Origin of the sequence: Pantoea ananatis LMG 2665 (genome assembly GCF_000710035.2) — a bacterium.
In the GTDB taxonomy this organism is placed as follows: Bacteria; Pseudomonadota; Gammaproteobacteria; order Enterobacterales; family Enterobacteriaceae; genus Pantoea; species Pantoea ananatis.
The window spans coordinates 86,168-101,410 of the sequence record NZ_JMJJ01000007.1 but is presented as its reverse complement, the minus strand read 5'-3'; the positions used below and the strand labels follow the sequence as shown (position 1 = coordinate 101,410).

The window sequence follows — 15,243 nt, the reverse complement described above, 5'->3', positions numbered from 1 at the left end:
ATGGTCAAATTAGAAAGAGCAGAACATCTCATGCTGGCGCGCCAGCTCCCTACACAAACCGTTGCCCTTGTACTGGCTGGTGGACGCGGTACGCGTCTGGTCGATCTTACCGCTAAGCGTGCCAAGCCCGCCGTTCACTTTGGTGGCAAATTCCGCATTATCGACTTTGCACTTTCCAACTGTGTGAACTCAGGGATTCGCCGCATTGGGGTCATTACGCAATACCAGTCTCATACGTTAACTCAACATATTCAGCGTGGTTGGTCTATCTTCAACGAAGAGATGAATGAATTTGTTGACCTGCTACCTGCGCAGCAGCGCTTCTCGACGGAGCAATGGTATCGCGGAACAGCGGATGCAGTAACACAGAACCTTGACGTTATCCGACGCTATGGCGCGCAGTACGTCGTCATCCTGGCCGGTGATCATATCTATAAGATGGATTACTCAAGGATGTTGCTGGACCACGTGCTGAACGATGCGCGATGCACCATCGCCTGTCTGCCCGTGCCGGTGCATGAGGCGACCGCATTTGGTGTGATGGCCGTCGACGAAAACAATAAAGTAATCGATTTCGTAGAGAAGCCGCCGAAGCCACCGACAATGCCGGGCGATGACACCAAATCGCTGGCCAGTATGGGAATTTATGTCTTCGACGCCGAATACCTCTATGGCTTGCTGGAAGCCGACCTGCATGAAGCGGGTTCAAGCCACGATTTCGGCAAAGATATTCTGCCAAAAGTGGTCGCGAGTGGAGAGGGCTACGCCCATTCGTTTGCGATCTCTTGTGTGCAAAACGATCACGAGGCACCGCCTTACTGGCGGGATGTGGGTACGCTGGAAGCCTACTGGCGCGCCAACCTTGATTTAGCCTCTGTTACACCCGAGCTGGACATGTACGACAGCACCTGGCCGATTCGGACGCACATGGAACCTTTGCCACCGGCAAAGTTTGTTCAGGACCGTTCCGGCAGCCATGGTATGACGATGAACTCACTGGTCTCCGGTGGCTGCATTATCTCGGGATCGGTGGTGGTGAATTCGGTCATGTTTTCCCGCGTGCGGGTGAACTCATTTTGCAATATCGATTCAACGGTACTGCTACCTGATGTGGTAGTCGGCCGATCCTGTCGTCTGCGCCGCTGCGTCATTGACCGCGCCTGTGTGCTGCCAGAAGGGATGGTGATTGGTGAAAACCCTGATGAAGACAGCCGCCGGTTTTTCCGTTCAGAAGAAGGCATTGTACTGGTTACGCGCGCCATGCTGGCCAAACTAAATAGCGCGGGATCATAAACGACAAGCGGCACACAACCCATCGGCACGAGGATCGTGCCTGGTAACTTAATGAGGTCGAGGATGCAGGTTTTACATGTCTGTTCAGAACTTTTCCCGCTGCTGAAAACGGGCGGGCTGGCTGATGTAGTCGGAGCATTACCTCAGGCACAAATTGCGGGTGGAACAGATACGCGTGTGTTGTTACCCGCGTTTCCTGCATTACGTAAAGGAATACCCGATACGCAGGTGGTTGCGGAACTGCAAACCTTTGCCGGTCCGGTGCGCCTGCTTTTTGGGCGATTCGATGGGGTAGGTATCTATCTTATCGACGCTCCCGATCTCTACGATCGGCCGGGCAGTCCTTATCATGATGAATCGCAGTTTGCCTACGTCGACAACTATTTGCGCTTTGCTTTACTGGGGTGGATGGGCTGTGAGTTAGGCTGCGGGCTGGATAGCTACTGGCGACCGGATATTGTTCATGCACACGACTGGCATGCGGGTCTGACGTGTGCTTATCTGGAGGCGCGTGGCCGTCCGGCTAAGTCTGTCTTCACCGTGCATAACCTGGCTTATCAGGGGCTTTTTTCGGCGCACCATTTGGATCAGATTCAGCTGCCACAATCGTTTTTTAACATGTTTGGTCTGGAGTTCTTTGGCCAGATCTCTTACCTGAAGGCCGGCTTGTTCTACGCCGACCACGTGACGGCAGTCAGCCCAACTTACGCGCGTGAAATTACGACGCCAGAGTACGGCTATGGCATGGAAACGTTGCTGGCACAGCGTATGCGTGAAGGTCGCCTGAGCGGCGTTCTGAACGGCGTGGACCCGGCTATTTGGGATCCTTCTCACGATCTGTTGCTGAGCTCCCGCTACAACCGGGATACGCTGGAAGCTAAAGCGGAAAACAAGCGCCAGCTGCAGGTTGCGATGGGACTGAAGGTTGACGATAAAGCACCGGTGTTTGCCGTGATCAGCCGCCTGACCCGGCAAAAAGGGCTGGATCTGGTGCTGGAAGCGCTGCCGGGTTTACTGGCGCAGGGCGGACAGCTGGTGCTGTTAGGACAGGGTGATGCTGAGCTGCAGCAGGGCTTTCTGGCCGCCGCCGCCGAACATCCCGGCAGCGTGGGCGTGCAGATTGGCTACCACGAGGCATTCTCGCATCGCATCGTTGGTGGGGCCGATGTCATTATGGTACCGAGCCGTTTTGAGCCTTGCGGCCTGACACAGCTCTATGGACTGAAATACGGCACGCTGCCACTGGTCCGCCGCACGGGCGGGCTGGCGGATACGGTCAACGACAGTTCGCTAGAAAATTTAGCGGATGGCATTGCCAGTGGGTTCAGTTTCGAAGACAGTAATGCCTGGTCCTTATTAAGGGCCATTCGTCGTGCTTTTGTGTTGTGGTCTCGTCCTTCACTGTGGCGTTATGTGCAGCGTCAGGCGATGGGAATGGACTTTAGCTGGCAGGTTGCCGCTCAAGCCTACCGCGATCTTTACCAACGTTTGTTGTAACGGATTGGGAAACAGAAAATGAATACACCATTCACTTACGCTTCACCTACGTTGACGGTTGATGCCTTAAAGCACTCAATCGCTTACAAACTGATGTTCACCATTGGTAAAGACCCTTCGATTGCGAACAAACATGAATGGCTCAACGCCGCGTTGCTTGCCGTGCGCGATCGCATGGTAGAGCGCTGGCTGCGTTCTAATCGTGCTCAACTTTCCCAGGATGTGCGTCAGGTTTATTACCTGTCGATGGAATTCCTGATGGGCCGCACGTTGGGCAATGCGCTACTGGCCATGGGGATCTACGACGATCTCAATCTGGCACTGGACGAAATGGGCCTCGATCTGGCCGAACTCATGGAAGAAGAGAACGATCCCGGCCTGGGCAACGGGGGTTTAGGCCGTCTTGCCGCCTGCTTCCTGGATTCTCTGGCTACGCTGGGCATGCCCGGACGCGGCTACGGCATCCGCTATGATTACGGCATGTTCAAACAAAATATTGTGGACGGCGAGCAGAAAGAGTCTCCGGATTACTGGCTGGAATACGGTAACCCGTGGGAGTTTCAGCGCTTCAACACCCGTTATAAAGTTCGCTTCGGTGGCCGCGTTCAGCACGAAGGTGCCAAAGTGCGCTGGCTGGAAACCGAAGAAATTCTCGCTATGGCCTACGATCAAATTATCCCTGGCTACGACACTGACTCGACCAATACGTTACGTTTGTGGGGCGCGCAGGCCAGTAACGAAATCAACCTGGGTAAATTCAACCAGGGTGACTATTTTGCGGCTGTGGAAGATAAAAACCACTCAGAAAACGTGTCGCGCGTGCTTTATCCCGATGACTCGACCTATTCCGGGCGTGAGCTTCGTTTGCGTCAGGAGTACTTCCTGGTGTCAGCTACCGTGCAGGATATCCTGAATCGCCACTGGATGATGCACCGCACCTGGAACAATCTGGCTGATAAAATCGCCATTCACCTTAATGACACACATCCGGTGTTAGCGATTCCTGAGCTGATGCGGTTGTTGATTGATGAGCATAAATTCACCTGGGATGATGCGTTTGATGTGTGCTGCCAGGTGTTCTCTTACACCAACCACACGTTAATGACTGAAGCCCTGGAAACCTGGCCGGTAGATATGATCGGTAAGATCCTGCCGCGTCATCTGAGCATCATCTTTGAAATCAACGACTTTTTCCTTAAAACTATTCAGGAATACTATCCAGACGACTGGGATCTGCTGTCGCGTATTTCGATCATCGACGAGAACGACGGGCGTCGGGTACGTATGGCCTGGCTGGCTGTTGTTGTCAGTCATAAGGTTAACGGCGTTTCTGAACTGCACTCGAACCTGATGGTTCAGTCCCTGTTTGCCGATTTCTCGCGGCTGTTCCCAGGCCGATTCTGTAACAAAACCAACGGCGTAACGCCACGTCGCTGGCTGGCGCTGGCTAATCCGCCACTGTCAGAATTACTGGACGAACAAATTGGCCGTAACTGGCGCACCGATCTAAGCCAGCTCAGTGAACTCAAAAGCTGTGTTGATTATCCTGCGTTTATTGAGAAAGTGGCCGAAGCCAAGCTGGAAAACAAAAAACGTCTGGCGATCTGGGTGGCGAAGAATCTGGATGTCGTTATCGATCCTAACGCGCTGTTTGACGTACAGATTAAGCGCATCCATGAGTACAAGCGCCAGTTGCTTAACGTTTTGCACGTGATTACGCGTTACAACCGCATCAAAGCCGATCCGGACGCCGAGTGGGTGCCGCGTGTTAACATTTTTGCAGGTAAAGCCGCGTCCGCTTACTACGTTGCCAAGCACATTATTCATCTGATTAACGATGTGGCTAAGGTCATCAACAACGATCCTCAGGTTAAAAACAAACTCAAGGTCGTATTTATTCCTAACTACAGCGTGAGTCTGGCGCAGATTATTATTCCTGCTGCCGATCTCTCTGAGCAGATTTCAACGGCAGGTACCGAAGCATCGGGTACCAGTAATATGAAATTTGCGCTCAACGGCGCGTTGACTATCGGCACGCTGGACGGGGCCAACGTTGAAATGCTGGAGCATGTGGGTAAAGAGAACATCTTCATTTTTGGTAACACAACGCCGCAGGTCGAAGCCTTGCGTAAAGCAGGTTATAACCCGCGTAAATACTATGAAGAAGATGCAGAGTTGCATCAGGTGCTGACTCAGTTGGCCTCAGGCGTCTTTAGTCCGCAGGATCCCGGCCGTTACCGTAATCTGTTCGACCTGCTGGTCAACTTCGGCGATCACTATCAGCTGTTGGCAGATTACCGCAGCTATGTGGATACGCAGGATAAGGTTGATGAACTGTATCGCCAGCCGGATGTCTGGCAGCACCGGGCGGCTATGAACATTGCTGGCATGGGCTATTTCTCGTCTGACCGTACGATTCAGGAATATGCGGATGAGATTTGGAATATTTCGCCGGTAAGGTTGTAGTTTGGCGGTAACGTTTCTGCTCTGAGCAGGTTCCCCCCGCAACGGTTGTGCACCTGGCAGGTGTGGGGGCACGGTCTTGCATTGAGCAGGTTCCGCCCGCCAGGCACCGGGGAGTTTCAGCCTGTCCGTGCAGGCGGTCGGGTTAAGGGGCTTGCGCCAGCCCCTTAACAATCCCGGCGTCCGGCAGCCGCCGCTGTACCTTCGTCATTCACTGCGGCCTGACGGACCGTCCGGATGCGCCGTCCCTGGCGCAGCCGTCCTCGTCGCGGCTTCCGTGCCGCGCCGTCCTGGCCTTCGTTCTCTCCTCAGCGCGGCGGATGCCTCGAGCAAACCCTCGCCTGTGAGGGCGTGTATTTTTCCCAAAGGCCTGCTTTGCCTGTTATTAACATGCGCAATCAGAACTGAAGACAGGAAGGCCTGACGAAAATGAAAAAATGAACAGCAATAAGCTGTGATGCTTTTCTGGCATCTGAAGCGATGTTTTCTGACATCTGAAGCGATACAGGCGTTGGTTTTCACACAGTTATCAAAGCGGGGGAGTTGGGCCGGCCTTCCCGTCCCGCTGAGCGGATGCAGGATTTCCGGATGAGCCGACAGGACGTCGGCGAAAGTCAGGCCGCGCCAGGGACGGCGCGTCCTGGCGGTCCGGCAGAAATCCTGAAGCAGCGAAGGGACCGCGCAGCGGCGGGTGGGCAGGACGGGAGCCCGGGGTCAAGGGGCTGCGGCGACTGGCGGCCCCTTGTCGGTCGCCCGCATGGGGCGGACTGAAACTGCCCGCCGCCTGGCGAGCGAAACCTTCTCAGAGTTACATAACTGGATGCCGCTCAGGCTGGCAATCGAAACCTTCTCAGAGTTACATAACTGGACGCCGCTCAGGCAACCAACCAAAAGCCACGTTCATGCAATGAACCTCAACACGTTGCCGCGCAGGCAAAAAAAAGCGGCACAACAGGCCGCAACCTGTTGCACCGCGCTTTCTGCGCTGACGCGCGACTACGATGCCAGCGACAGCGTAGGCTTCGCCTTAGCCGCCAGCCATTCGGCAATGCGTGCCTGCTGGGCTTCGTTCAGCCACATACCTTGCTTGGTACGGCGCCAGATAGCGTCATCCACTTCACGCACCCACTCATGCTGCACAAGGTAACGTAACTCCGCCTCATAAAACTCATGACCGAAGTTTTCACCCAGGTCTTCCAGCGATGTCGCATCTTTAAGCAGCACTTCGGTGCTGCTACCGTAAGTGCGGGCGTAGTGACGTGCCATGTTTTCAGTAATGAACGGGTAACGGCGGCGCAGGCTGGCAGCGTAATCGTCGCTGCTGCCGGAAATATTACCGCCGGGCAGCACGCAGTTTTTAGTCCATGCTGCGCCCGCATCAGGATAATACTTCGACAACTTCTCCAGCGCATGCTCGGCCAGCTTACGGTAAGTCGTCAATTTGCCACCGAAAACGGACAGCAGCGGAGTCTGACCGTTGTCATCGCGGACATCCAGGGTGTAATCGCGAGTAATCGCCTGCGGCGAATCGGACTCGTCATCACAAAGCGGACGCACGCCGGAATAGGTCCACACAATGTCGTCAGGCGTCAGCTGCTTTTTGAAATGGCCGTTGTACACCTTCAGGATGTAGTCGATTTCATTATCATCAATAGCGACGTTTTTCGGATCGCCTTTATATTCCACGTCGGTGGTGCCGATGATAGAAAACTCATCCATCCACGGAATGACAAACACAATACGGTTATCTTCGTTTTGCAGGATATAAGCCTGCTTCTCATTGTGAACGCGCGGCACCACAATATGGCTGCCTTTGATCAGGCGAATACCGTAAGGCGATTTCAGCTCCAGGCCATCGTCGAAGAACTGCTTAACCCATGGACCGGCGGCGTTGACCAGGCCTTTGGCCTGCCAGGTGAAGGTTTTGCCGCTGTCGATATCCTCAGCTTCTACCATCCACAGGCCGTTCTCACGCCATGCGCGAGTCACGCGAGTGCGGGTACGCACCTCACCACCATGTTTAACCACTTCCTGCGCATTGAGTACCACCATTCGGGCATCGTCCACCCAGCAGTCGGAATACTCAAAACCGCGCTTAATTTCAGGCTTAAGTGCAGACTCTGCACCAAAGCTCAGGCTTTTACTGCCCGGCAGACTCGTGCGCTTGCCCAGATGATCGTACATAAACAGGCCGGTACGGATCATCCACGCCGGACGCAGATGCGGGCGGTGTGGTAAGCGAAAGCGCATTGGGAACGCGATATGGGGTGCCATCTTTAACAGCACTTCGCGCTCGGCCAGCGCTTCGCTCACCAGACGGAATTCATAATGTTCAAGGTAGCGCAGGCCACCGTGAATCAGCTTTGAGCTGGCGGAAGAGGTCGCGCAAGCCAGGTCCCGCGCCTCTAGCATTAACACCGACAGTCCGCGTCCTGCAGCGTCTGCTGCGATGCCAGCACCGTTGATGCCGCCGCCGATAACGATCAGGTCTTTGGTTTCCACGTTGTCTCCTCCGATGTTCGGAATAGTTCACTTATGTTCGTTTTCGAGCATAATCATAATCGCAAACCAACATTGATGCCAGTATTTAACCACCTAAAAACAATTTTGCGTGATATGGATAACATTATCTGGGCGCAAAGGTGAATAGCCGTAGTGATTGTCAGGTTATTGGCGAGGATTATCAGGTTACACTAGACGTCATTTTGATGATGTTATGAGAGACACCATGGAAACTTACCAATGTATTGATGTTCATCAGGCTCAACAGCGGCTGGCACAAGGCGCAGTAATGGTGGATATCCGCGATGCGCAAAGTTTTGCTCTTGGTCATGCCAACGGCGCCTTGCATTTATCGAATAACAACCTTAATGATTTTATCAGTTCAACCGATACAAGCCTGCCGGTGCTGGTAATGTGCTATCACGGCAACAGCAGTAAAAGTGCAGCGGATTATCTGCACGCCCAGGGATTTACCACTGCTTACAGTATTGATGGCGGGTTTGATGCCTGGCGCGCCGCCTTCCCTCAACAGGTGACCAGTGGCGCTGAGTGACTGGTCAGGCGTAACACGGAGAGTGAGTAATGCGCATTACCCAATTTAACCAGCCGCGCATGGCGCAGGCTTTTGTTGACTATATGGCAACGCGCGGCGTGAAATTGCGTATTGAACGTGAAAGTCATTACGTCATTATGCTGGATGATGAAAGCCAGCTTTCGATGGTCGAAAACGAACTTCAGCAGTTTGTGCGCGATCCCAACCATCCGCGCTACCAGGCGGCAAGCTGGCACAGTGGTAAAACCGACAGCGGGTTGCGCTATGAGCGAAGCAATATCTGGGCAAACATCCGTGAGCGTGCCGGGCCGTTGACCATGGTGGTTATGTTTGCCTGTATTGCGGTATTTGTGCTGATGCAGGTACTGGGCGATCGTACCGTAATGTACTGGCTGGCGTGGCCAGATGCCGATCAACATTTTGAGATCTGGCGCTGGTTCAGCCATGTGCTACTTCACTTTTCACTGTTGCACATCCTGTTTAATCTGATGTGGTGGTGGTATCTCGGTGGAGCCGTAGAAAAACGGCTGGGCAGCGGTAAGCTTTTTGTTATTTTTATCATTTCTGCACTGCTCAGCGGCTGGCTTCAGTCGAAATTTAGCGGTATCTGGTTTGGCGGCCTGTCCGGTGTGGTCTATGCGCTGATGGGATACTGCTGGCTGCGCGGTGAACGCGATCCCGACAGCGGTGTTTATCTGGAGCGTGGGTTAATCGGCTTTGCACTTGTCTGGCTGGTGGTGGGCTGGTTTGGTGCATTTGGTCTGGCTATCGCTAACGCAGCACACGTTGGTGGCCTGCTTGTCGGACTGGCAATGGCGTTTGTCGACACACGCAAGCGTAAACGGTAGTCACAACGAATAAGAATAAGCCCGAAACAGGAGAGGAATGTGAAGCAGACGCAACGTCATGACGCCATTATTGATCTGGTTCGGCGTCAGGGATATGTCAGTACTGAGGAGCTGGTCGATCATTTCGAGGTCAGCCCACAAACGATTCGTCGTGATTTAAACGACCTTGCCGATCAAAATAAAATTCAGCGCCACCACGGCGGCGCGGCCTTGCCTTCCAGTTCAGAGAATACCGCCTGGCAGGATCGTAAGATGATGTGGTCAGCAGAAAAAGCGCGTATCGCACAGCGAGTGGCCAGCCAGATACCGGACGGGGCGACGCTGTTTATCGATATCGGTACCACACCAGAAGCCGTGGCACATGCGTTGTTAAACCATAGCGATTTACGCGTGGTGACCAATAACCTGAACGTGGCAATGCTGTTGATGGGCAAGCCGGATTTCAGGGTTATTATCGCTGGTGGAGAAGTGCGTACCCGTGATGGCGCAGTCATGGGGGAAGCGACGCTGGACTTTATTTCACAGTTTCGTCTTGATTACGGCATCCTCGGGATCAGCGGCATCGATATGGACGGATCGCTGCTGGAGTTTGACTACCACGAAGTCCGTACCAAACGCGCCATCATCGAAAACTCCCGCTGTGTCATGTTGGTGGTAGACCACTCGAAATTTGGCCGTAACGCGATGGTCAATCTGGGGAATATGAGCCAGCTCGACTATCTCTACACCGATAAGATGCCGCCTAACAGCATCATGAAAGTTATTGAACAGCATGAGGTTCACCTCGAACTCTGCTGAGACCTGCACGCCAGTCAGATCACTGGCGTTTTTCAAACCTGCCTGTCGCTTTTTTCTCCACTCGCGTATTTAATTAACATGGCCGCCAGCAATATGGCTGGCCCATGCGCATTCCATTTTTGCTTTACCCATATGGATACAAAAGGGAGTGATATGCCACAGCAGAAATTCAACAAATCCCGTTTTCAGGCTGCGTTAACCCGCCACTGGCAGCATCTTGGTTTCTCGTCCGCAAAACAAATGACGCCGCGCCAGTGGTGGCAGGCACTGAGTGCCACGGTCAACGAATTGCTCAACGCCCAACCGGCGGTCCGGGGCGCGCAACCCCAGCGTCACGTTAACTATCTCTCAATGGAGTTTCTGCTGGGGCGCCTTACAGGAAATAACCTGATGAATCTGGGGTGGTACGACGAGGTCAAATCCCTGCTGGCGGAATACCAGGTTGAGTTAAGCGAATTACTGGAAGAAGAAGTTGATCCGGCATTGGGGAACGGTGGCCTGGGCAGGCTGGCTGCCTGTTACATGGACTCAATGGCGACGGTTGGGCAGCCCGCTACCGGGCACGGGCTTAACTACCAGTACGGTTTGTTTCGCCAGCGTTTTGCAGAGGGGAAACAGGTCGAGGAACCCGACGACTGGGCGCGCGAGACGTACCCCTGGTTTCGGCATAACGCCGCGCTGGATGTCCGCGTCGCGATGGGCGGAAAAGTCATTAAGCAGGATGACGGGCGTAAAGTGTGGGAGCCCGCCATTTATCTTCGTGGAGAAGCCTGGGATTTACCGGTAACAGGTTATCGCAATGGCGTCACCCTGCCGTTGAGGCTGTGGAAAGCGACCAGTGAGCATCCCTTTAACCTGACCCTGTTCAACGACGGTCAGTTTTTGCAGGCTGAGAAGCAGGGGATTGATGCCGCCAGCCTGACCAAAGTGCTCTATCCCAATGATAACCATCCACAGGGCAAACGCCTGCGTCTGATGCAGCAGTATTTCCAGTGTGCCTGTGCGGTGGCCGATATTCTGCGTCGCCATCATCAGGCGGGGAGAAGCATTCATGCGCTGCCTGATTTTGAGGTCATTCAGCTTAACGATACGCATCCCACTATCGCCATTCCGGAGATGCTGCGCCTGCTGCTGGATGAGCACCAGCTAAGTTGGGACGAGGCCTGGCACATCACCAGCCGCGTGTTTGCCTATACCAATCACACCTTAATGCCCGAAGCCCTGGAGCGCTGGGATGAGAAGCTGATACGCAGCCTGCTGCCGCGCCACATGATGATCATCAAAGAGATCAACCGTCGCCTCAAACAGCAGGTTAAACAGCGCTGGCCTGATGACAAAGCGCTTTGGAACAAACTGGCTGTGGTCGCCGAGGGGCAGGTCAGAATGGCTAATCTTTGCGTTGTCAGTGGCTTTGCGGTGAATGGCGTGGCGGCCCTGCATTCCGGGCTGGTCGTGACGGATCTTTTTCCCGAGTACCATCAGCTCTGGCCGCAGAAGTTTCATAATGTCACCAACGGCATTACGCCGCGCCGCTGGATAAAGCAGTGCAATCCTGCGCTGGCTGGCCTGATTGATGACACCCTGAAGCGTGAATGGGTCAACAACCTGACCGCGCTGCAGGGCCTGGAGCCTTACGCCGACGATCCCGTTTTCCGTGAGCGTTTTCGCGCGGTTAAGCAACACAACAAAGCGCGGTTAGCCACCTACATTGCTCAGCACACCGGCATTGTGGTTAACCCAAACGCGATTTTTGACGTGCAGATCAAGCGGCTACATGAATATAAACGTCAGCATCTGGGTCTGCTCCATATTCTGCACTGCTATAAAAACGTCCGCGACAACCCCAATGACGCCAGTATCATCCCCAGAGTGTTTCTGTTTGGGGCAAAGGCGGCACCAGGCTACTACCTGGCAAAGAACATTATCTATGCCATTAACAAGGTGGCAGAGGTGGTGAACAACGATCCGCTTGTCGGCGACAAGCTGAAGGTGGTCTTTATTCCGGATTACCGCATCACGGCCGCCGAATACCTGATTCCCGCCGCCGATCTGTCAGAGCAGATTTCCACCGCAGGTTATGAAGCTTCCGGCACCGGCAACATGAAACTGGCACTGAATGGCGCGCTGACTATCGGCACGCTGGATGGGGCCAACGTGGAAATTGCGGAGCAGGTAGGGGCAGAAAATATCTTTATTTTTGGCAATACCGTGGATGACGTTAAAGCCCTCAAGGCCGGAGGCTACAAACCGCAAAAAGTCCGTAAGCACAACAAGGAACTGGATGAACTGTTGAGATCACTGAAAAAAGGAACGTTCAGTCATGGCGATAAGCATGCATTCAACCTAATGTTGGATAGCCTGACAAAAAATGGCGATCCCTGGCTGGTGCTGGCGGATTATCAGGCCTATATCGATGCGCAGAAACGGGTTGAGGCCTTGTGGCGCGATCGGGAAGCCTGGACGCGCGCCGCCATTCTCAACACGGCGCGAACCGGTATTTTTAGTTCGGATCGGTCGATTCGGGACTATCAACAGCGCATCTGGCAGGCGCAACGCTAAGGAATTGCGATGAAATCCACTTCACTTGATAAAGCCGCCCAGGCGGCGGGAATAGCGCTCACGTATTTCGATGCGAACGGTGAACCTGAAGCCATCAGCGATGATACCAAACGCGCCTTACTGGGCATAATGGAAAACCCACAGAAAGCCGGTAAATCTCCGCTGCCCCCCGTTGTGGTTTTTAGCGGTAACCGTAAACGCGAGCTGACGCCTCAGATGGACGGCAGCTTCCGCTGGCAGTTGCAGACAGAGAAAGGCAAAACCCTTAGCGGAACCCTCGAAGGCGGTGCGCCCTTTAAACTGCCTTCGCCTCTGGGGCAGGGTTATCACCAGCTGACCTTGAGCAAGGGCAAGCGTGAGTGGCAGACGCGCGTGATCGTGACACCGCGCCGTTGTTATCTGCCACCGGCCTTGCGCGCCGGAGAGAAACGTTGGGGGGCGCTGGTGCAGCTTTATACCGTGCGTTCAGAGAAAAACTGGGGCATCGGTGATTTTGGCGATCTGGAAATGTTGCTGGAGCAGCTTGCCGCACGCGGCGGCGACTTTGTTGGCCTGAACCCGTTGCATGCGCTCTATCCGTCCAGCCCCGCTTTTGCCAGCCCCTACAGTCCTTCATCGCGCCGCTGGCTGAATATTATTTACATCGATGTGGCACAGGTTGCCGATTTCCAACAAAGCAGCGCGGGTCAGAAGTGGTGGAAAAGTGCCAAAACCCAAAAGGCGTTAAAGCAAGCCCGTGAAAGCGAATGGGTGGATTATGACGCGGTTATGGCACTGAAAATTGCGGCATTACGTCACGGCTGGGCCCGGTTCCAGTCGCGCGATGCGCAAGACGCACAGAAGCAGCAGTTTGCGGATTTCATCCAGCAGGGGGGCGACAGCCTGCGCTATCAGGCGGCCTATGAGGGTCTGCAGGCTGAAATGCAGGGGAAAGGTGCCACGCACGCGGGCTGGCCGGCCTGGCCTGAGCGCTGGCGTAACAGTCAGTCTTCTGACGTTCAGGATTGGTGCGCGCAGCACGCGGATGAGATTGCCTTCTGGCAGTGGTTACAGTGGCTGGCACAGCAGCAGTTCTCTCAGTGTTGGGCACGGAGCCAGGCGCTGGGCATGAGCGTGGGGCTGTATCGTGATTTAGCGGTCGGTGTGGCCGAAGGCAGTGCCGAAACCTGGCACGATCCGGAGCTGTACCGCCTTAAGGCATCAATCGGCGCGCCGCCTGACAGGCTGGGGCCGTTGGGGCAAAACTGGGGGTTGCCGCCAATGGATCCTCACGTCTTGCAGGCCAGGGGCTATCAACCATTTATCGATATCCTGCGCGCCAATATGCGTGACTGCGGGGCGCTGCGTATTGACCACGTCATGGCTCTGCTGCGCCTCTGGTGGGTTCCGGCAGGTGAAACGGCGGATAAAGGCGCCTACGTCGCTTACCCTGTACACGATCTGCTTGGCATTCTGGCGCTGGAAAGCCAGCGTTTGCGCTGTATGGTGATTGGTGAGGATCTCGGTACGGTACCTAAAGAGATCGTCAGCCTGCTGCGCGACAGCGGCGTGTTTTCCTGGAAAGTTTTGTGGTTTGAGCAGGAAAAACAGGGGAATTACCGTGCCCCCCAGGCCTATCCACGCCAGTCCATTGCCAGCGCCAGTACGCACGATCTTCCCACGTTGACCGGCTTCTGGAGTGCAGGTGATTTAGAGCTTGGCGAGAAAATCGGGCTTTATCCAGACGGGCAAATGGTACAGAACCTGCAGCAGCAGCGGATGAAGCAAAAACAGGCCTTACTGGATGCTCTGCATAAAGCGGGAGCCGTACCGTCGCGCCGCGCAAAGCGGGCGGATGCTCTGGCGATGACGGCCGAACTGAATCAGTCCGTTCACCGTTTTCTGGCGGACACGAACAGTGCGCTGCTGGGGCTACAGCCGGAAGACTGGCTGGGGATGACGACGCCGGTGAATGTGCCGGGAACGGTCGACCAATATCCCAACTGGCGGCGCAAGCTCGCGCAGCCGCTGGAACGCATTTTTGCCGACGATAACGTGAATAAACTGCTGGAAACCGTGACTAAACGACGCAAGGCAGGATAACGGATGCGCGCGACAGCCGGGCTGTCGCGCGGAAACATCAGTAGAAAGAGTGCTCGCCACGCTGATGTTCGGTGATATCGCGCACGCCTTTCAGCTGCGGGAACGCCGCCAGCAGTTCTTTCTCAATGCCGTCTTTAAGGGTGACGTCGATCATCGAACAGCCGTTACAGCCGCCGCCGAATTGCAGAATAGCAAAACCGTCGTCGGTGATTTCCATCAGCGAAACGCGACCGCCGTGGCCTGCCAGCTGCGGGTTAATCTGAGCCTGTAACAGGTACTCAACACGCTCAACCATGGGCGCATCATCGGAAACTTTACGCATTTTGGCATTAGGCGCCTTGAGCGTCAGCTGCGAACCCAGGTTATCCGTTACAAAGTCGATTTCAGCGTCTTCCAGATAGGGCGCGCTCAGCTCATCCACATAGGCTGACAGCTTTTCAAATTTCAGTTCAGTATCTGTCGCTTCTACCGCATCCGGTGGGCAGTAGGACACACCGCATTCGGCAGTTGGCGTACCCGGGTTAATCACGAATACGCGAATCTGGGTGCCATCTTCTTGTTTGGATAGCAGTTTTGAAAAATGCTCTTGGGCAGAATCAGTAATTCGGATCATGTCAGTTGCTCAATAGTTGACTAATTTAGTTGGTT

At 54.5% G+C, this 15,243-nt stretch carries 10 protein-coding genes; 8 read left to right on the top strand and 2 right to left on the bottom strand.

Annotated elements, in window-relative coordinates; translation table 11 throughout:
* From glgC to glgP, 3 genes are all read left to right on the top strand, one after another.
* Positions 1–1,293, top strand: a complete 1,293-nt coding sequence (gene glgC, locus EL29_RS16750; protein ID WP_014604839.1) for a glucose-1-phosphate adenylyltransferase — start codon at positions 1–3, stop codon at positions 1,291–1,293.
* Positions 1,294–1,356: 63 nt separating this feature from the next.
* Positions 1,357–2,790, top strand: coding sequence for a glycogen synthase GlgA (gene glgA, locus EL29_RS16745; RefSeq protein WP_014604840.1), 1,434 nt, complete (start codon positions 1,357–1,359; stop codon positions 2,788–2,790).
* Between the two features lie 18 nt (positions 2,791–2,808).
* Positions 2,809–5,256 (top strand): glycogen phosphorylase, encoded by a 2,448-nt coding sequence (gene glgP, locus EL29_RS16740; RefSeq protein WP_013027535.1) that lies wholly within the window; start codon positions 2,809–2,811, stop codon positions 5,254–5,256.
* A 993-nt stretch (positions 5,257–6,249) separates the two neighbouring features.
* On the opposite strand, the gene glpD is transcribed toward glgP, so the two are convergent.
* Entirely contained in the window at positions 6,250–7,755 is a 1,506-nt protein-coding gene (gene glpD / locus EL29_RS16735) for a glycerol-3-phosphate dehydrogenase (RefSeq protein WP_015699383.1), read from the bottom strand.
* A gap of 226 nt (positions 7,756–7,981) precedes the next feature.
* Between glpD and glpE the strand changes: the two genes are divergently transcribed.
* From glpE to malQ, 5 genes are all read left to right on the top strand, one after another.
* On the top strand, positions 7,982–8,308 hold the full coding sequence (gene glpE / locus EL29_RS16730; protein ID WP_014604842.1) for a thiosulfate sulfurtransferase GlpE: 327 nt from the start codon (positions 7,982–7,984) through the stop codon (positions 8,306–8,308).
* Between the two features lie 29 nt (positions 8,309–8,337).
* Entirely contained in the window at positions 8,338–9,156 is an 819-nt protein-coding gene (glpG, locus tag EL29_RS16725) for a rhomboid family intramembrane serine protease GlpG (protein WP_013027532.1), read from the top strand.
* A 39-nt stretch (positions 9,157–9,195) separates the two neighbouring features.
* Complete coding sequence (locus tag EL29_RS16720; RefSeq protein ID WP_013027531.1) at positions 9,196–9,954, top strand: DeoR/GlpR family transcriptional regulator; 759 nt, start codon at positions 9,196–9,198, stop codon at positions 9,952–9,954.
* A 153-nt stretch (positions 9,955–10,107) separates the two neighbouring features.
* A complete protein-coding gene (gene malP / locus EL29_RS16715) occupies positions 10,108–12,513 on the top strand; it encodes a maltodextrin phosphorylase (RefSeq protein ID WP_028715881.1) in 2,406 nt (801 codons plus the stop codon).
* A 9-nt stretch (positions 12,514–12,522) separates the two neighbouring features.
* Complete coding sequence (gene malQ / locus EL29_RS16710) at positions 12,523–14,595, top strand: 4-alpha-glucanotransferase (protein WP_014594792.1); 2,073 nt, start codon at positions 12,523–12,525, stop codon at positions 14,593–14,595.
* 37 nt (positions 14,596–14,632) lie between these two features.
* Here the strand turns inward: malQ and nfuA are convergent, their stop codons facing one another.
* Complete coding sequence (nfuA, locus tag EL29_RS16705; protein ID WP_013027528.1) at positions 14,633–15,208, bottom strand: Fe-S biogenesis protein NfuA; 576 nt, start codon at positions 15,206–15,208, stop codon at positions 14,633–14,635.
* Positions 15,209–15,243: the final 35 nt, after the last annotated feature.